This is a genomic window from Actinocorallia populi (genome assembly GCF_002995495.1).
GTDB lineage: Bacteria > Actinomycetota > Actinomycetes > Streptosporangiales > Streptosporangiaceae > Actinocorallia > Actinocorallia populi.
This window is the reverse complement of sequence record NZ_PVZV01000002.1, coordinates 1,140,338-1,157,933: the sequence shown is the minus strand read 5'-3', so window position 1 is coordinate 1,157,933 and position 17,596 is coordinate 1,140,338. Positions and strand designations below refer to the sequence as shown.

19 protein-coding genes are annotated in these 17,596 nt (G+C 74.5%); 6 read left to right on the top strand and 13 right to left on the bottom strand.

From position 1 onward, the window contains the following. Positions 1-5: 5 nt before the first annotated feature. Together C2865_RS12490 and C2865_RS12485 are read right to left on the bottom strand one after the other, a co-directional pair. Complete coding sequence (locus C2865_RS12490) at positions 6-677, bottom strand: response regulator (RefSeq protein ID WP_106398497.1); 672 nt, start codon at positions 675-677, stop codon at positions 6-8. After that, on the bottom strand, positions 674-1,828 hold the full coding sequence (locus C2865_RS12485) for a sensor histidine kinase (protein WP_106398496.1): 1,155 nt from the start codon (positions 1,826-1,828) through the stop codon (positions 674-676). The genes C2865_RS12490 and C2865_RS12485 overlap by 4 nt, the downstream gene beginning before the upstream one ends. A 124-nt stretch (positions 1,829-1,952) precedes the next feature. On the opposite strand from C2865_RS12485, the gene C2865_RS12480 reads away from it, so the two are divergent. Together C2865_RS12480 and C2865_RS12475 are read left to right on the top strand one after the other, a co-directional pair. Continuing rightward, entirely contained in the window at positions 1,953-2,864 is a 912-nt protein-coding gene (locus C2865_RS12480) for an ABC transporter ATP-binding protein (protein WP_106398495.1), read from the top strand. Further along, positions 2,861-3,715 (top strand): ABC transporter permease, encoded by an 855-nt coding sequence (locus C2865_RS12475; protein ID WP_106398494.1) that lies wholly within the window; start codon positions 2,861-2,863, stop codon positions 3,713-3,715. The genes C2865_RS12480 and C2865_RS12475 overlap by 4 nt, the downstream gene beginning before the upstream one ends. 21 nt (positions 3,716-3,736) lie before the next feature. Here C2865_RS12475 and aroQ read toward each other — a convergent pair whose 3' ends face one another. The 7 genes from aroQ to C2865_RS12440 form a co-directional block, all read right to left on the bottom strand. Beyond that, positions 3,737-4,168 carry a type II 3-dehydroquinate dehydratase gene (gene aroQ, locus C2865_RS12470; protein ID WP_106398732.1) on the bottom strand — a complete coding sequence of 144 codons (432 nt, stop codon included), beginning with the start codon at positions 4,166-4,168 and terminating at the stop codon, positions 3,737-3,739. A gap of 14 nt (positions 4,169-4,182) precedes the next feature. Continuing rightward, on the bottom strand, positions 4,183-5,262 hold the full coding sequence (gene aroB / locus C2865_RS12465; RefSeq protein WP_106398493.1) for a 3-dehydroquinate synthase: 1,080 nt from the start codon (positions 5,260-5,262) through the stop codon (positions 4,183-4,185). Continuing rightward, on the bottom strand, positions 5,262-5,768 hold the full coding sequence (locus C2865_RS12460; RefSeq protein ID WP_232835543.1) for a shikimate kinase: 507 nt from the start codon (positions 5,766-5,768) through the stop codon (positions 5,262-5,264). The genes aroB and C2865_RS12460 overlap by 1 nt, the downstream gene beginning before the upstream one ends. Continuing rightward, positions 5,765-6,946, bottom strand: a complete 1,182-nt coding sequence (gene aroC, locus C2865_RS12455) for a chorismate synthase (RefSeq protein WP_106398491.1) — start codon at positions 6,944-6,946, stop codon at positions 5,765-5,767. The genes C2865_RS12460 and aroC overlap by 4 nt, the downstream gene beginning before the upstream one ends. Positions 6,947-7,018: 72 nt before the next feature. After that, the gene (locus C2865_RS12450) at positions 7,019-7,588 is read right to left on the bottom strand and encodes a prepilin peptidase (RefSeq protein WP_106398490.1); all 570 of its coding nucleotides are present in this window, start codon (positions 7,586-7,588) and stop codon (positions 7,019-7,021) included. A gap of 10 nt (positions 7,589-7,598) precedes the next feature. Further along, positions 7,599-8,288, bottom strand: coding sequence for an SseB family protein (locus tag C2865_RS12445; RefSeq protein ID WP_106398489.1), 690 nt, complete (start codon positions 8,286-8,288; stop codon positions 7,599-7,601). A 20-nt stretch (positions 8,289-8,308) separates the two neighbouring features. After that, a complete protein-coding gene (locus C2865_RS12440; protein ID WP_106398488.1) occupies positions 8,309-9,472 on the bottom strand; it encodes a pyridoxal phosphate-dependent aminotransferase in 1,164 nt (387 codons plus the stop codon). Positions 9,473-9,532: 60 nt separating this feature from the next. Between C2865_RS12440 and C2865_RS12435 the strand changes: the two genes are divergently transcribed. Then, a complete protein-coding gene (locus C2865_RS12435; RefSeq protein WP_106398487.1) occupies positions 9,533-10,315 on the top strand; it encodes a carbon-nitrogen hydrolase family protein in 783 nt (260 codons plus the stop codon). A 22-nt stretch (positions 10,316-10,337) separates the two neighbouring features. Here the strand turns inward: C2865_RS12435 and C2865_RS12430 are convergent, their stop codons facing one another. Together C2865_RS12430 and C2865_RS12425 are read right to left on the bottom strand one after the other, a co-directional pair. After that, entirely contained in the window at positions 10,338-11,783 is a 1,446-nt protein-coding gene (locus C2865_RS12430; protein ID WP_106398486.1) for a carboxyl transferase domain-containing protein, read from the bottom strand. A gap of 65 nt (positions 11,784-11,848) precedes the next feature. Next, positions 11,849-13,219 carry an acyl-CoA synthetase gene (locus tag C2865_RS12425; protein ID WP_106398485.1) on the bottom strand — a complete coding sequence of 457 codons (1,371 nt, stop codon included), beginning with the start codon at positions 13,217-13,219 and terminating at the stop codon, positions 11,849-11,851. Positions 13,220-13,287: 68 nt separating this feature from the next. On the opposite strand from C2865_RS12425, the gene C2865_RS12420 reads away from it, so the two are divergent. Next, on the top strand, positions 13,288-13,839 hold the full coding sequence (locus C2865_RS12420; RefSeq protein WP_157963678.1) for a uridine kinase family protein: 552 nt from the start codon (positions 13,288-13,290) through the stop codon (positions 13,837-13,839). Here C2865_RS12420 and C2865_RS12415 read toward each other — a convergent pair. Continuing rightward, positions 13,774-14,412: a DsbA family oxidoreductase gene (locus tag C2865_RS12415; RefSeq protein ID WP_157963677.1), complete on the bottom strand. Its 639-nt coding sequence runs from the start codon at positions 14,410-14,412 to the stop codon at positions 13,774-13,776. The genes C2865_RS12420 and C2865_RS12415 overlap by 66 nt on opposite strands. A gap of 94 nt (positions 14,413-14,506) precedes the next feature. Between C2865_RS12415 and C2865_RS12410 the strand changes: the two genes are divergently transcribed. Both C2865_RS12410 and C2865_RS12405 read left to right on the top strand, forming a co-directional pair. Next, entirely contained in the window at positions 14,507-15,427 is a 921-nt protein-coding gene (locus C2865_RS12410) for an ABC transporter ATP-binding protein (protein ID WP_106398482.1), read from the top strand. Further along, the gene (locus C2865_RS12405) at positions 15,427-16,251 is read left to right on the top strand and encodes an ABC transporter permease (protein ID WP_106398481.1); all 825 of its coding nucleotides are present in this window, start codon (positions 15,427-15,429) and stop codon (positions 16,249-16,251) included. The genes C2865_RS12410 and C2865_RS12405 overlap by 1 nt, the downstream gene beginning before the upstream one ends. 654 nt (positions 16,252-16,905) lie before the next feature. Here C2865_RS12405 and C2865_RS12400 read toward each other — a convergent pair. Then, complete coding sequence (locus C2865_RS12400) at positions 16,906-17,544, bottom strand: hypothetical protein (RefSeq protein ID WP_106398480.1); 639 nt, start codon at positions 17,542-17,544, stop codon at positions 16,906-16,908. Positions 17,545-17,596: the final 52 nt, after the last annotated feature.

Below are 17,596 nucleotides of genomic sequence, written 5' to 3'. Positions count from 1 at the left end.
CCGCCTCACGCACCACCGCGGGTCGGGGACACCAGTCCCCTCTCGTAGGCGAGGATGACCAGGTGGACGCGGTCGCGTGCGTCCAGCTTGGCGAGCAGCCGTGTCACGTACGCCTTGACGGTGGAGACGCTGATCACGAGCCGGTCCGCGATCTCGTGGTTGGTCAGCCCGGTGCCGACCAGGGTCAGCACCTCGCGCTCCCGGTCGGTGACGGCCTTCGTCGTCCGGTGCCGCAGGACCGGGGGCGGCCCGGGGCTCCGGGCGAACCGCTCGATCAGACGGCGCGTGACGCCCGGCGCGATCAGGCCGTCGCCGGCGGCGATCACCCGGATCGCCGTGAGGATCTCCGGCAGCGCCATGTCCTTGACCAGGAAGCCGGACGCGCCGGAGCGGAGGGCGCCGTAGACGTTGTCGTCGTCGTCGAACGTGGTCAGGACGACCACGCGCGGGCTCCCGGGGTCGGCCGTGATGATCCGGGTGGCCTCGATGCCGTCCATGCCGGGCATGCGGATGTCCATGACCACCACGTCGGGACGCAGCTCACGGGCGAGCCGGACGGCCTCGCCCCCCGTTCCCGTCTCGCCGGCGACCCGGAGGCCGGGGTCCTCGGCGATGACCATGCGCAGGCCCGCCCGCACCAGCGGCTGGTCGTCGACCAGGACGACCCGTATCGTCAACGCGACCTCACCGGCAGCCGGGCCGCGACGCGGAACCCGCCCTCGGGACGCGGACCCGCGGTGAAGTCGCCGTGCAGGAGGCCGACGCGCTCGCGCATCCCGACGATGCCGTGGCCTCCGCCGAGCCCGGTGCCGCCCCGGCCGGAGTCCACCACCTCGATGGCCAGCTCGTCGTCCCGCTGCTCGATGGAGACCCGGCAGCTGCGGGCGCCGGCATGGCGCACCACGTTGGTCACCGCCTCCTGCACGATGCGGAACGCCGACAGGTCGATCTCGGCGGGCAGCGGGTCGCGCCGCCCCCGTCGGCGCACGTCGACGCGGACGCCGGCGGCCTCCGTCGTCACGGCGAGGCGTTCGAGGTCGGCCAGGCCGGGCGCCGGGGAATCCGGCACCGTATCGGCCTGGCGGAGCGCGCCGAGCATCCGCCGCAGGCCCGCGAGGGTCTCCCGGCTCGCGTGCTCGATCGTGCCCAGTGCCTCGCGGGCCGCGGCGGGCCGGGTGTCGATGACCATCTTGGCCGCGCCTGCCTGGATGGCGATGACGCCGATGCTGTGCGCCACCGAGTCGTGCAGCTCGCGGGCGATCCGGAGCCGTTCGGCCGTGACCGCCTGGACGTGCGCCATCCGGGCGTGGTCTCGGCTCTGCCGGATCCAGCCTCCCGCCAGCCAGGCGATGACGGCGCTCAGCGCGACGCTCGACTGCGTCGAGGTGCCGATGGGGAAGCCGAGCATCAACCGGATGGCGGAGTGGCCGACCAGGACGGCGAGCGCCATCGCCACCGCGATGATCGAGGTCCGGCGGGAACGGGTGGCCGCGATGCGGCCGAGGGCGATGCCGGCGGCCAGGAACTGCGGGAACGTGATCTCGGTCGAGTTCAGCGCCATCGCCGTGAACACGGACCCGGCCAGGAACAGCGCCAGGGCGGGCAGCGGCCGACGGCCCAGCAGGAGAGCGCCGCCCAGCACCAGGACGGTGGCCGCCACGACGAACGGCGCGTCACCGGACGACAGGTGGCCGAGCCCTTCGGGACGAAAACGCGGCACCTCGCCCGGAAGCCTGACACTGATGGCCGTTTCATAGGCCATGGCGGCCGACCAGGCCAGGGCCGTCCACGTTCCGGGCGGCAGGCGCCTGAGCGACGAGGCGTTCATGCCGCGATCGTAGGACGGCGGGTCCGTCGGGCGCATCGGACCGCGGGCTTACGCCCACGGTCCAACGCAGGACTGGACGACGGCCCGATGCGGCGCGGGCGCCGCCTCCTGCACCGTTGGCCACATGATCGAAGCCAGGGAGCTGACCAAGCGCCACGGCCGCACCACGGCCGTGAACGCGCTGAGTTTCACCGTACGTCCCGGGGTCGTCACCGGCTTCCTCGGCCCGAACGGCGCGGGCAAGACCACCACGTTGCGCATGGCCCTCGGCCTGAACGAACCCACCCGGGGAAGTGTGACCATCGGCGGCCGTCCGTTCCGGGAACGGCCGCGCGGGCTGCGCCATGTCGGCGCGCTGCTCGACGCGGGCGACGTCCAAGGCGGGCGCAGCGCGCTGGCGCACCTGTCGGCGCTGGCCCGGAGCAACGCCGTCCCGCGTCGCCGGGTGAGCGAGGTGCTGGAGGAGGTGGGCCTGGCGAGTGCGGCGCGGCGCCGTGTCGGCGGGTTCTCGCTGGGGATGAAGCAGCGGCTCGGGATCGCCGCCGCGCTGCTCGGCGACCCGCCGGTGCTGCTGTTCGACGAGCCGCTGAACGGGCTGGACCCCGAGGGCGTGCTGTGGGTGCGCGGGCTGTTGCGCCGGCTGGCCGCCGAGGGCCGCACCGTGTTCGTCTCCAGCCACCTGATGTCCGAGATGGAGCACACCGCCGACCGGCTGGTCGTCATCGGCCGCGGCGAGCTGATCGCCTCCGAGTCCCTGGCCGAGTTCGCGGCCCGCGGTACCCGGCGGAGCGTGGCCGTCCGGACGTCCGATCCCGCCGCGCTGGCGGCCGTCGTGGCCGCCGAGGGCGGCGTGATGGAGCGGGAGGACGACGGGTCGTACACGGTGACCGGGCTCGGCGCGGACCGTGTCAGCGAGCTCGCCTTCGAGCGGCGCGTCCTGCTGCACGAGGTCACCGCCCGGAGCTCGTCGCTGGAACAGGCCTTCATGGAGCTCACCGCCGACAGCGCCGAATACCGGACAGGGGAATCCCGATGAGCACGACGACACCGGCGGCGGCCGAACCCCGCGCCCGGTTCGGCGACCTGCTGGCCGCCGAGTGGATCAAGATGCGGTCGCTCCGCTCGTCCTACGCCGTCCTCGCGGCCGGAGCGCTGGTGCCCATCGGGATCTGCGTGAACTCCGCCCGGTCCAACGTCCACCTCATCGAGCGCAGCGCGAACCCGGACCAGCGCACGGCGATCGACCCCCTGCACGCCGCGTTCGTCCCCGAGGCGTTCCAGATCCTCATGGTCGTCGCCGCCGTCGTGGGCGCCGCCACGATCTTCGGCGAGTACGCCGGCGGAATGATCCGTACGACGTTCGCGGCGGTTCCGGCCCGCCGTTCGGTGGTCGCCGCCAAGGTCGTCGTGGTGGCGGCGGTCATGCTCGCCTACGGCGCGGTCGTCGCCACCGCCTCGTTCGGCGTGACGCAGGCGATCTACGACTCGGTGCGGATCGGGCTGCCGGTCACCGCGCCCGGCGCGTTCCGCGCCGTCGCGGGGTCCGCGCTCCTGGCCCCGGTCGCCGCCCTGGTCGGCATGGCGCTGGGCGCCCTCGTCCGGAACGCCGCCGGCACCGTCGTCGCGATCGTCGGCGTGCTCCTGCTGCTCCCCCGGCTCTTCGAGGGCGAGACGTACCGCTGGGTCAAGGAGATCGGCAACGCGATGCCCGTCAGCGCCTGGACGGCCCTGGTGGAGAATCCCGCGCGGAGCCTGCAGCCCGAAGGGCCGGTCCGCTGGGTGAGCAGGTACCCGGTGACGGTCACCGAGGCCTGGATCGTCTTCGGGGCCTGGGCGCTGGTCGCGGTGGCGGTCGCGGTGGCGGCCGTCCGCCGGCGGGACGTCTGAGGGGCGCCGGGCGGGCGCCGGTCAGAGCAGCTCGGCCAGGGCCCGCAGGGCCAGGACGTAGGAGCGCAGGCCGAAACCGGCGATGGTGCCGGTGGCCACGGACGCCACGACCGAGGTGTGGCGGAACTCCTCGCGGGCCGCCGGGTTGGAGATGTGCACCTCGATCAGCGGGGCGGTGCGCTGGGCGAGGGCGTCGTGCAGGGCGTAGGAGTAGTGGGTGAAGGCCGCCGGGTTGAGCACGATCGGGGTGCGCTCGTCGGCGGCGCGGTGCACCCAGCCGACCAGCTCGGCCTCGTCGTTCGTCTGGCGGACCTCGACGTCCAGGCCCAGCTCCCGGCCGGTCGCGCGGCAGAGCTCCGCCAGGTCGTCGAAGGTGTCGGCGCCGTAGATCTCCGGCTCGCGGGTGCCCAGGCGGCGCAGGTTGGGGCCGTTGAGGACCAGGACCTTCTTCACCGGTTCCTCCGGGTTCACCGCGCCACCTCGGCGTAGGCGGCGCGCAGCAGCTCCTCCGAGGGGCCGGCGAGGCGGCCGCAGGAGGCCAGGTCGTCCAGGACGACGAAGCGCAGGGTGGCGCCGCGGGTCTTCTTGTCGACGTTCATGGTGGCGCGCAGCTCGTCCCAGGCCTCAAGGCGGTAGGACGTCGGCAGGCCGACCGAGGAGAAGACCGCGCGGTGGCGCTCCACCAGCTTGTCGTCGATGCGGCCGTCCAGGCGGGCGAGCTCGGCGGCGAAGACGCAGCCGATCGCGACCGCGTGGCCGTGCCGGAAGCGGTAGTCCTCGCTCTTCTCGATGGCGTGGGCGAGGGTGTGGCCGTAGTTGAGGATCTCGCGCAGGCCCGACTCCTTCAGGTCGGCGCCGACGACGTCGGCCTTGACCTGGACCGCGCGTTCGACCAGCTCGCGGGTGTGCGGCCCGTCGGGGCGCGCCGCGCCCTCGGGGTCGGCCTCGACGAGCTCGAGGATGCGCGGGTCCCGGATGAACCCCGCCTTGATCGTCTCGGCGAGGCCGGAGATGTAGTCCTCGCGCGGGACCGTCATCAGCGTCGCCAGGTCGCACAGCACCCCGGCGGGCGGGGCGAAGGCGCCGACGAGGTTCTTGCCCTCGGCGATGTTGATGCCGGTCTTGCCGCCGACGGCCGCGTCGACCATCGCCAGCAGCGTGGTCGGCACCAGCACGCAGCGCACGCCGCGCAGCCAGGAGGCGGCGGCGAACCCGGCGAGGTCGGTGGTCGCCCCGCCGCCGACGCCGACGACGGCGTCCGAGCGGGTGACGCCCAGCTCCGCGAAGGACGACCACAGCCCGGCCAGCGTCGTGACGTCCTTGGCCGCCTCGCCGTCGGGCACCGGCACCAGGTGCGTCAGGTACCCGGCCTGCTCGAGCGCGCCGGCGACGGGCCGGGCGATCTGCGGCAGGTTCGCCGAGTAGACCACCGCGACGGTGCGGGCGCGCTCGCCCACCAGCGCGGGCAGCTCGCCGAGGATCCCGGTGCCGATCACCACGTCGTAGGGCTCGTCGCCGCCGACGGTGATCCGGCTGACCTCGCTCATCAGGACTCCTTCAGGGCCGCCGCCAGCTCGGCGACGACCTCCTCCTCGGAACGCTCGGTGGTGTCGGCGGTGATCTTCGCCAGCCGACGGTAGATCGGCAGCCGCTCCTCCAGCAGCCTGCGCAGCTGGGAGCGGGGGTTGAGCACCAGCAGGGGGCGCGCGGAGTTCAGCCCGACGCGCTTGACCGCCTCGCTCAACGAGACCTCGAGGTAGACCACGGTGTGGCCGGCCAGCAGCTCCTGCGTCTCGGCGGCCAGGACCGCGCCGCCGCCCAGGGCCAGGACGCCGTCGTGTCCGGCCAGCGCCTCGCGCACCGCCTCGCGCTCCAGGGCGCGGAAGTACTGCTCGCCGTCGTCGATGAAGATCTCGCTGATCGGCTTGCCCGCCTTGGCCTCGACGTCGGCGTCGGTGTCGCGGAACTCCACGCCGAGCGCCTCGGCCAGGGCCGTGCCGATGGTGGTCTTGCCGCTGCCGGGCGGCCCGACGAGCACCGCGCGGGGGCTCACTTGACCACCAGGGACTGCAGGTAGGCGCGCGCGTTGCGGGCGGTCTCCTCGACGTTGTCGCCGCCGAACTTCTCCAGGACGGCGTCGGCCAGCACCAGCGCGACCATCGCCTCGGCCACCACGCCCGCGGCGGGCACCGCGGTGACGTCGCTGCGCTGGTTGATCGCCTTGGCGGCCTCCCCGGTCAGCACGTCGACGGTGTCGAGCTGGCGCGGCACGGTGGAGATCGGCTTCATCGCGGCGCGGACCCGCAGGACCTCGCCGTTGGTCATGCCGCCCTCGATGCCGCCGGCGCGGTTGGTGCGCCGCCGCACGCCCTCGGGGGTGTTCTCGATCTCGTCGTGGGCGCGGGTGCCGGGGCGGCGCGCGGTCTCGAACCCGTCGCCGACCGCGACGCCCTTGATCGCCTGGATGCCCATGAGGATGCCGGCGAGGCGGGAGTCCAGGCGCCGGTCCCAGTGCACGTAGCTGCCCAGGCCCGGCGGCAGCCCGTAGGCCAGCACCTCGACCACGCCGCCGAGGGTGTCGCCGGCCTTCTTCAGGTCGTCGACGTGCGCGACCATCGCCGCGTCCGTGGCGGCGTGGAAGCAGCGCGCCGGGGTGGCGTCGATCGCCGCGAGGTCCTCGGGGCCCGGCAGCGGGGCGTCCTCGGGCACGGCGACCTCGCCGAGCTCCACCACGTGGCTGAGCACCTCGACGCCCAGCGCCTGGCGCAGGAACGCCCTGGCGACCTCGCCGAGCGCGACGCGGGCCGCGGTCTCGCGGGCGCTGGCGCGCTCCAGCACCGGCCGGGCGTCGTCGAAGCCGTACTTCTGGATGCCCGAGAGGTCGGCGTGGCCGGGCCGGGGGCGCGACAGGGGCGCGTTGCGCGCCTGGGCGGCCAGCACCTCCGGGTCCACCGGGTCGGCGGCCATGACCGTCTCCCACTTGGGCCACTCGGAGTTGCCGACCTCGATCGCGACCGGCCCGCCGAGGGTCGACCCGTGCCGGATCCCCCCGACGATCGTGACCTTGTCCTGCTCGAACTTCATCCGGGCCCCGCGGCCGTGGCCCAGCCGGCGGCGGCGCAGCCCCTCGGCGATGTCGGCCGAGGTCACCCGCACTCCGGCGGGCATGCCCTCCACGATCGCGACAAGGGCGGGGCCGTGCGACTCACCCGCGGTCAACCAGCGCAACATGCCCGCAATTCTTTCACCTCGCCGCCACCGGACGGACCGCGTGTCCGAAAGATGAGACGCGGCGCGGCGCGCTCAGCCGTGCAGCAGCACCGCGGCCAGCGTCCCGGCCAGCATGAACGGCCCGAACGGGAAGGACGAGCCGCGCCCGGCGCGCCGGGTGGCCAGCAGCGCCGCGCCCCACAGCCCGCCGAGCACGTGGATCGCCACGACCCCGGTGACGAACGCCTCCGCCCCCAGCCAGCCCAGCGCCAGGCCGAGCGACGGCGCCAGCTTCACGTCGCCCAGGCCGATCTGTGAGGGGGCGATGAACCACAGCACCCCGTAGACCAGCAGAAGCGCCCCCATCCCGTACAGCGCGCCGGTGAGGGAGCCGTCCTGCCCCGTCGCGGCCGCCAGGCCCAGCAGGGCGAGCAGGACCGGCAGGAGCGGGAGGGTCAGCGGGTCGGGCAGGCGCAGCAGTTCGGCGTCGATGAAGGCCAGGCACGTGCCGGCCAGGCCCAGGACGGCGAACGCGGCGAGGTCGGGGCGCGGTCCCAGCCGCCAGGCCAGCAGCGCCAGGACGGCGAGCGCGACCAGGGCGACCGGCGCGGGCCGCCGCCGGACGGGGTCGAACCAGGGGTCCCGGGGGGTGGTCGGGGTCACCCCGGTGACCCTACCGGCGGGCGACCGCCAGTTCGACGCCTCCCACGATCCTGCCGCGCAGCACGTCGGCGAGCCGGTCGCCGACCCTTCGTACGGCGGCCTGCTCGTCCATGCCGGGGTCCACGCTGAAGCGCACGGACAGTTCGGCGCCGTCGCCGGGGCCGACCCTGACCCCGGTGATCCCGGCCTCCATGCCGAACGCGGCCTCGATCGCGGCGAGCACCTCGGGGTCCTGGTGCGGCGGCGGCACCGGGCGCCCCTCGGCCATCAGGTGCAGGCGCACCCCGTCGACCGCGAACGGGACCGGGCCCGCGACGTCCAGGACGAGCGCCTCGGCCTTCTCGTCCAGCGCGGTCCGGCAGGCGTCGACGGCGCGGACCGGCACCGGCCGGGCGTCCGCGCGCCACAGCTGGAGGGTCTTGAGCGAGGTGAAGCCGAGCACGCCGCGCCGCCCGTCCGCGCCCGTGATGGTCGGCAGCGCCATCTCGCTCTCCTTCTCCCGGCGCAGCCCGTCGACGGTCTCCTCGGTGGTCAGGAGCGCCACGATGGGGACCAGGATCCTGCTGCGGGAGAGCGCGTCGAGCACGGCGTGCTCGCCGCCCTGCCCGGCGGCGTAGGCGGTGAGCGCGGCGACCAGGCCCGGGTCGGCGCTCCCGTCGTCGTCGGGGAACTGGGGTTTGATGAGAGACGGTCCAGCCACGTGTCGAAGGGTATAACCATTCACAGGCCGTGCCGCAGCCGCTCCACCGCCTCGTCGATGATCTCGTCCCGCTTGCAGAAGGCGAAACGGACATACCGTCGGCCTCGCGCGGGGTCGGCGTAGAACACCTGGGTGGGGATGCAGACGACGCCCGCCAGGCCGGGCAGGGCGCGGGCGAGCTCCTCGCCGTCCCGGCGGCCCAGCGGGCTCACGTCGGCCTGCACGAAGTAGGTGCCCTGGGGCCGGTGGACGGTGAAGCCGGCCGACTCCAGCCCGGCGGAGAGCCGGTCGCGTTTGGCCTGCAGCGACCTGCGCAGCCCCTCCACCTGATCGAGCTCGTGCCGCAGGCCGTGGGCGACGGCGAGCTGCCAGGGGGCGGCTCCCACATAGGTGAGGAACTGCTTGACCGTCCTGACGGCCCGGATGTACGGCTCGGGCGCGCAGACCCAGCCGGTCTTCCACCCGGTGACGGAGAACGTCTTGCCCGCCGAGGAGATCGTCACGGTGCGCTCCCGCATCCCCGGGAAGGACGCCAGCGGCAGGTGGACGGCGTCGTCGAAGGTCAGATATTCGTACACCTCGTCGGTGACCGCCGTCAGGCCGTGCTCGACGCAGACCGCCGCGACGGTGCGCAGCTCCGCCTCGGTGAAGACCGTCCCGCAGGGGTTGTGCGGGGAGTTGACGAGAACGATCTTCGTCCGGGGCGTCACGGCCGCGCGCAGCTCGGCGGGGTCGAAGGTGAAGCGGCCCGCCTCCGGACGCAGGGTGACGGGGACGATCCGCGCCCCCGCCAGCGCGACCGTCGCGGCGTAGGAGTCGTAGAACGGCTCGAAGGCGATCACCTCGTCGCCGGGCTCGGTGAGCGCGAGGACTGCCGAGGCGATCGCCTCGGTGGCGCCCACCGTGACGAGGACCTCGGTGTCGGGGTCGTAGGCCTGGCCGTAGCGGGCGAGGCGCTGGGCCGCCACGGCCTGCCGCAGCTCGGGGACGCCGATGCCCGGCGGGTACTGGTTGCCCCCGTCCCGGATCGCCTCGACGGCGCGTTCCAGCACGCCCGCGGGCCCGTCCTCGTCGGGGAAGCCCTGTCCCAGGTTGATCGCCCCGGTCGCGACGGCCAGCGCGGACATCTCCGCGAAGATCGTCGTCCCGAAGCCCCGCATCCGCTCCACCAGTGGATCTCTCACGGGATCACCCTAATCGGCTGCCCCTTCCGGGCCCCGCGACGAGGAGGGCAGACTGGCCTCATGCGGATCGCGTTGTGTCAGATCGAGGTCGGGGACGAGCCGGAGGCCAACCTGGCCGCGGTTCGCGAGGCGCTGGCGCGGGCGGAGGGCGCCGACCTGGCCGTCTTCCCCGAAGCCGTGATGGTCCGGTTCGGCAACGACCCGCGCGAGGCGGCCGAACCGCTGGACGGCCCGTTCGTCACCGCGCTGCGCGAGGCGGCGCGCGAGCACGGCACCGCGCTGGTCGCCGGGGTCTTCGAGACCTCCCCCGACGGGCGCGCCTTCAACACCACCGTGGTGGTCGACTCCTCGGGCGCCCTGGCCGGCTCCTACCGGAAGATCCACCTGTTCGACGCGTTCGCGTTCGCCGAGTCGCGCACGATCGCGCCGGGCGGCGAGCCGGCGGTCGTGGAGGTCGGCGGCGTCCGGCTCGGCCTGATCACCTGCTACGACGTGCGCTTCCCCGAACTGGCCCGCGCCCTGGTCGACCAGGGCGCGCACCTGCTGGTGGTGACCGCGGCCTGGGCGCAGGGCGTCTTCAAGGAGGAGCACTGGACGACCCTGGTCCGCGCCCGCGCGATCGAGAACACGATCTGGACGGCCGCCGTGGGCAAGGCCCCCGACCGCGACGACCCGCCGCGCGGCGGGCGCACCGGGGTGGGCCGCAGCATGCTGGTCGACCCGATGGGCGCCGTCACCGCCGACCTGGGCCCCTTCCCCGCCGTCCGGGTGCTCCCGGTGGACCTGACGCTGACCGGCGAGGTCCGCCGCGTCCTGCCGTCCCTGGAGCACCGCCGCCTCTAGCCGGGCGGCCGGGTCGGCCGGGTCAGCCGGTACGGGCGAAGCGGGCGGTGCGCGCGGACGCGCGGTCGCCCTCGGGCAGGGCGCAGGCGGCCAGCACGGCCGTCTCCAGCTCTGCGGCCAGGGCGAAGGGCTGCTCGGAGACGATCCAGTCGACGATGCCGCGGTCCAGCAGGTCGGCGGCGCGCACGCCCTGGGACTCGGCGAGCTCGGCGGCCCGGTCCGGCGTGCGGTGCACGATGACGGACGCGCCCTCGGGCGGCAGCGGGGACAACCAGGCGTGCTCGGCGCACAGCACCCGGTCGGCGGGCAGCAGGGCCAGCGCCGCGCCGCCCGCGCCCTCGCCCAGCAGCAGGCAGACGGTCGCGGTCTCCAGGGTGACGAGGTCGGCCAGGCAGCGGGCGATCTCCCCGGCCAGGCCGCCGTTCTCGGCGTCGGCCGACAGTACGGCGCCGGGCGTGTCGACCACGGTGACCAGCGGCAGGCCCAGCTCGGCGGCCAGGCGCATGCCGCGCCGCGCGACGCGCAGCCCGGCGGGTCCGATGGGGTGGCCGGTGCGCTGGCTGTGCCGGTCCTGCGCCACGACCACGCAGCGGGCGGCGCCGAAACGGGCCAGGGCCAGCAGCAGCCCCGGGTCGTTCTCGCCCGCGCCGGTGCCCGACAGGAGGCTGACGTCGGCGGCCTCGGCCAGCAGCTCCCGCACTCCCGTCCGGCCGTCCCCGCGGGTGTGCAGGACCGACTCCCACGCCCCCGGCGGCTCCCCCATGGGCCGGGCGTAGCGGTACAGGGGCGGGAACGGCGTGCGGGGCGGCATCAGGACGTTCAGCGCCCGCGCGGCGACCGCGCGCAGGTCGCCGGGCGGGACGACGGCGTCCACCAGGCCGCGCGCGGCGAGGTTCTCGGCCCGCTGCACGCCCTGGGGGAACTTCTCGCCGTACAGGCCCTCGTAGACGCGGGGCCCGAGGAAGCCGATGAGCGCGCCGGGCTCGGCGGCCGTCACGTGGCCCAGCGACCCCCAGGAGGCCAGGACGCCGCCGGTGGTGGGATGGCGCAGGTAGACCAGGTAGGGCAGGCGGGACTTGCGGTGGGCCATGACGGCGGCGGTGATCCGCGCCATCTGCACGAACGCGAAGGTCCCCTCCTGCATGCGGGTGCCGCCGGAGGACGGCGCGGCCAGCAGCGGCAGCCCCTCGCGGGTGGCGCGCTCGACCGCGGCGACGATCCGGTCTGCGGTGGCCGCGCCGATCGACCCGGCCAGGAAGCCGAACTCGCTGACGACCAGCGCGACGCGCCGCCCCTCCAGCAGTCCCTCGCCGGTGAGGACCGCCTCGTCGGCGCCCGAACGTTCGCGGGCGGCGGCCAGCTCGTCCTCGTAGCCGGGCGGCTGCCGGGGCGGGGTGTCCCAGGAGCGCCAGCTGCCCGGGTCGAGCGTCAGGTCGATGAGCCGACGCGCGGTTCCGCGATCTTCCACACGCCCGATTCAACCATCCGGCCCGTTCGTCCGGTCCGCCGGGTCTGCCGGGTCCGCCGGGCCGGTCAGGGCCGCGGGAGCAGCTTCTTCTGGACCTTGCCGAGCGCGTTGCGCGGCAGCGCGTCGACGAGGCGGACGGTGCGCGGACGCTTGTGGACCGACAGCCCGCCGGCCACGAAGTCGATCAGCTCCCGTTCGGTGACCGCCTCGGCGGCCACGACGAACGCCGTCACCTGCTCGCCCAGGTCCGGGTGCGGAGTGCCGATCACGGCGGCCTCCCGGACGGCGGGGTGCGACAGCAGCGCCGCCTCGATCTCGCCCGCGCCGATGCGGTAGCCGCCGCTCTTGATCAGGTCGGTGGAGGCGCGGCCGACGATCCGGTGCCAGCCGTCGGGGCCGATCGTCGCGATGTCCCCGGTGCGGAACCAGCCGTCGCGCAGCGCCTCGGCGGTGGCCTCGGGCCGGTTCAGGTAGCCGTTGAAGACCGTCGGGGTGCGCACGAGCAGCTCGCCGGGGCTCTCCCCGTCGTGCGGGACGGGGCCGCCGTCCTCGGCGACGAGCCGGGTCCGCACCCCGTGCAGCGGCAGGCCGACCTGGCCGGGGCGGCGCTCCCCGTCGTGGCGGGCGCTGACGGTGATGAGCGTCTCGGTCATGCCGTACCGCTCGACGGCGCGGTGCCCCGACATCGCCTCCAGCGCCTCGAAGACGGGGGCGGGCAGCCCCGCGCTGCCGGAGACGAGCAGGCGCGCGCCGCGCAGCTCCCTCGCCGCGCCGGACTCCACCATGCGCGACCAGACCGTGGGGACGCCGAAGTACAGGGTGCCTCCGGCCGCCGCGTACGCCTCGGGAGTCGGGCGCCCGGTGTGCACGAGGGCCGAGCCGGTGCGCAGCGCGCCCAGCACGCCCAGCACGAGGCCGTGGACGTGGAAGAGCGGCAGGCCGTGCACGAGGGTGTCCTCGGCCGTCCAGCCCCAAGCCTCGGCGAGCGCGTCCAGGTCGGCGGCGATCGCGTCACGGGAGATCATCACGCCCTTGGGGGCGCCGGTCGTGCCGCTGGTGTAGAGGATCAATGCGGTCGCGTCGCCCGGCGGCTCGGGGAAGGACGCCGAGTACGCCGAGGCGCCGCCGGGGACCGGGACGGCGGGGAGCCCGGACTCGCCCTCGCCGACGAGCATCTCGGCGCCGGAGTCCCCGAGGATGTGGTCGCGCTCGGCCGGGCCCGAGTCCGGCGGCACGGGGACCACGGGCACCCCGCACAGCAGCCCGGCGACCACCGCGATCACGGTGTCGAGCGTCGCGGTGGCGTTCACGGCCACCGCGCGGGCGCCGTAGATGTGTCCGGCGACGGCCGCGGCGCGGGAGATCAGCGCCTCCCTGGAGATCTCCTCCCCCGCGACGCGCAGGGGTCGTCCCTCCGGTCCGCCCAGCAGTGTCATGCCCTCACTCCTTCGTGCCCTCCGGACCAGAAGTATCGCCCGTTCCGGACACGGGAGAGAATCGAGGGGTGCGAGTGGTGGCGGTGGACGGGCCCAGCGCGGCGGGCAAGTCGACGTACGCCGCGCGGCTCGCCGTCGCCCTGGACGCCCCGCTGCTGGGCACCGACGAGTTCCCGGTTCCCTGGGACGGCCCGGTGCTGGCCTGGTGGCCGCGCGTCAGGCCGCTGCTGGAGTCGCTGCGCCGGGGGGAGCCCGCCGTCTACCGGCCGTACGACTGGCGTGCCGGGACGTACGGGCCGCCGCGCGTCCTGCGCCCGTCGCCGCTGCTGGTCCTCGAAGGGGTGGGCGCGGCCTGGCGGGGCGGGCCCGCCGACCTCCGGATCTGGGTGGACGCCCCCTACGAGGTGCGCCGCCGCCGCGCCGCCGGGCGGGACGGCGCGGAAGGGACGGCCGCCTGGGAGGAGTGGTCGCTCCGGGAGGCGGCGCACTTCACCCTGGACGGCACCCGGGACCGCGCCGACCTGATCGTCGACTCCGCCGATCCCGCCGGGGTCTCAGCCGATCCTGCCCGCGACCTCGTCCAGCGCGGCGGACAGGACCTCGACGGGCTGGGCTCCTGAGACCGCCCACTGGCCCTCGAAGAGGAAGAACGGCACCCCGCTGATCCCCAGCGCCCTGGCCTCCTCCAGCGAGGCCCCGATCTCGGGCATGCCCTCGTTGGAGGCGAACATCTCGCGCACCCGCCCGCCGGGCAGTCCCGCCTCGGCGGCCAGCGCGGCGAGCGTCTCCTCCTCCGACACGTCCAGGCCCTCGGCGTGGTGGGCGCGGAAGAGCCGGGAGACCACCGCGTCCTGCAGGCCGGGCTCGCCGGACGCCCCGGCCAGCCACACCACCCGGTGCGCCGGGATGCTGTTGACGCGCCGCGTGCGCTCCGGCTCGTACGGCAGCCCCTCGGCCGCCGTCAGCGCGCGCATCTGCGCGTGGGCCGAGGCGACCTTGTCCGCACCGCCGAACTTCTCCACCAGCCACTCGTCGGCCGGGCCGCCGTCGCGCACCGGCGCCGACGGGTCGAGCTGGAAGGGGCGCCAGCCCACCTCCACCCCGCCGTCGTGGCCCTCCAGCGCGGTCCGCATGCGGGCCTGGCCGAGGTAGCACCAGGGACAGACGATGTCGGAAAAGATGTCGATCTTCACGGAGGAGACAACTGCCGGACAGGCGGGTAAATTCCCGGTCCGCTTTCCCCGCTCCCCCGGCGGCCCGTCCGCGGCCGCTGGTAGACCCGATGACGTGATCGAAGCGCGCGGACTGAGCAAGCGGTACGGGGACAGGACGGCGGTCGACCGGCTGGACTTCACGGTGCGGCCGGGGGTCGTCACCGGCTTCCTCGGCCCCAACGGCGCGGGCAAGAGCACCACGATGCGGCTGATCCTCGGCCTGGACCGGCCCACCGGGGGCACCGCGCTGATCGACGGGAGGCGCTACCGCGACCTGCGCGCGCCGCTGCGCCGGGTCGGCGCGCTGCTCGACGCCAAGGCCGTGCACGGCGGGCGCAGCGCCCGCGACCACCTGCGCTGCCTGGCCGAGGCCAACGCCATCCCCGCGGCCCGGGTCGGCGAGGTGCTGGAGCTGGTCGGCCTCGCCGCCGTCGCCGACCGCCCGTGCCGCGGCTTCTCCCTGGGCATGGGCCAGCGGCTGGGCATCGCCGCGGCCCTGCTGGGCGACCCCGCCGTGCTCGTCTTCGACGAGCCGGTCAACGGGCTCGACCCCGAGGGCGTGCGGTGGATCCGCACCCTCATGCGTGCCCTGGCCGCCGAGGGCAGGACGGTCTTCGTCTCCAGCCACCTCATGTCGGAGATGGCGCTGACCGCCGAACACCTCCTGGTCATCGGCAGGGGGCGCATCCTGGCCGACACCGGGATGCGGCAGTTCATCGAGACCCACTCCGAGCTCGGCCTGCGGGTGCGCACCCCGCGTCCGGACGTGCTCTGCCCGCTGCTGGTCCGGCGCGGCCTGCGGGTCGAGGGCGAGGGCGACGGCGCCTTCCGGGTGCGCGGCGCGTCCGCCGCCGCGGTGGGCGAGCTGGCGGCGCGGGCCGGCGTGGCGCTGCACGAGCTGAGCCCGGTCCGCGCCTCCCTGGAGGAGGCGTTCCTGCGGCTGACCGGCCAGAGCGTCGAGTACCGGGCGGACGTCCCGCTGGAGGCCGCGTGATGCGGACCGCACCGGCGACGGCGCCCGCCAAGGCCCTGCCCCGCCGCCGCCCCGCCTTCCGCCACATGGTGGCCTCGGAGTGGGTCAAACTGAGGTCGGTCCGCTCCACGTACTGGACGGTCCTGGCCGCCGTCGCCGTCTCCATCGGCCTCAGCGGCCTGCTGTCCCTGGCGGTCGCCACGAGCTGGGACGAACTCCCCGAACGCGACAGGGCGCTGTTCGACCCCACCTCCTACGCGATGTTCGGCACCAACGCCGGCCTGCTCGTCCTGGCGGCGCTGGGCGTCCTGACGGTGACCTCCGAGTACGCCACCGGCACGATCCGCGCCTCGCTCACCGCCGTGCCCGACCGCACCCGCTTCCTGGCCGCCAAGGCGCTCGTGCTGTGCGCGGTCGCCTTCACCGCGGCCCAGGTCTCGGCGTTCGCCAGCTTCCTGCTCGGCCAGGCCTTCTTCGCCGCCCGCGGCCTGGACGTCTCCCTGGGCGAGGAGGGAGTCCTGCGCGCCGTCTCCGGCTGCGGCCTCTACCTCACCCTGGTCACCCTGCTCGCCTTCGGCGTCGGCGTCCTGCTCCGCCGCACCGCCGCCGCCCTCACCCTCATCGTCGGCGTCATGTTCGTCCTCCCCCTCGTCGCGGCCTTCCTGCCCGGCGAAGGGGGCATGGCGGTCCGCCGCCTCATCCCCACCCAGGCCGGCTCCGCCATCACCGTCGTCACCCCCAACGACGCCTACCTGTCCCCGCCGGCCGGCCTCCTCGTCTTCTGCTGCTACCTCGCCGCCGTCCTCATCCCCGCCCATCTGCGCTTCCTGAGGCAGGACGCCTAAGGCCTGTTTCGAAATCGAAACAGTCCGGTGCCCGGTAACGTCTGTCCGGTGGGACCCCTGGAGGCCCCCGGTCGGGGTCGGCGCTTCTGGCATTCCGGATGCGGCCGAGCAGAGGCCGCCCCTGCACGGGGGCGGCTGCCGCCTCGCTCCCTGCCGCCCGTTGGGGTCGGTCGGGGGCGGGTGGCGGTTGACTCGGCCAGGGCTCCTTGCAGCCCGAGCCCGAACACGCCCAACGCGTGCCGGGAAGCATCAAAGTCGACTGAAGCCGTGCGCGGGTCGGCTGGAGCGGTCCAGACCACGAACGCACCCAGCGCGGCCGAGACCAGGTCGCGGTCGGCATCCAGTCCGCAGGCGGGGCAGTGGTGCATCCGCTGCCCCAAGGGTTTTGGTGTTCTCTGGCCGCACAGGCAGTACTGGGACAGGGCGGTGGTGACCGTGGCCGCCCGCCCCAGCCGACCTCCGGACGCGGCGCATTCGGCGGCCAGCGCCGCCCTCAGCATGCCGGGAGTGAACACTGCGCACGCCCGTCCCCACAGCCGGAACCAGGAGCTGACCGGCCCGTCTTCGACGGTCAGCCGCACCCCGTGGGCGGCGGTGAGCCGCTCGGCCGCCTTCCGGGCACGAGCATGTTTGGCTTCGGTGCGTCCAGCCTGTTCAGCGCGGGTGCGGGTGCGCCCGGTAGGCACCGGTGAGCCGGTCCCTGCGATACGAGACCAGGGGACGGCCTGCCGCATTGGCCAGCCGCGGCCCCTTGGGCAGATCGACATGTCGTTCGGGCAGTCCGGCGGCCTGCCTGCGCTGCTGTCGTCTGCGCTGGCGGCGCGAGAGCTCGTACCGCGCTTTGTTCGCGGCTCGCCGTGAGCGCTCCAGCGCCCGGGCCCGCCTGCGGATAGTGTGCCATTGGCGCTCCGCGGCGGCATGCTCCAGGTCGGTGAGGACGATCTGCTCGGCCAGCACGGGCCCATCAGCCGGTTGCAGGGTGACGGGCAGGGAGACGATGGACAGATTGCCCACGTTGACGTCCACCCTGCCGGCCCGCTCCAGTGCGGCGGCCTGCCGTCTGCGCTCGCGGGTGTCCGGGGAGGTGTATCCGCCGTCCAGGACCATCAGATGCGCCTCGTACACCCACCCGCCCGGCATCGAGGGGTGGGACCTGCGCACCAGGTCGATCTTGTGCCACAGCTCAGGTCGGTTCAGGAAGTGGCACAGCCACTCCCACCGTCCGGCTCCTTGGGGTAGCCGTACCGGCAGCACGATCTCCCCGCGTCGGCTGTCGGGGCCGCCGGTGAACACCACCGTCAGCGGACCGTCGTACTCCCACCACGAACCTGTCCGGGGACGCCCG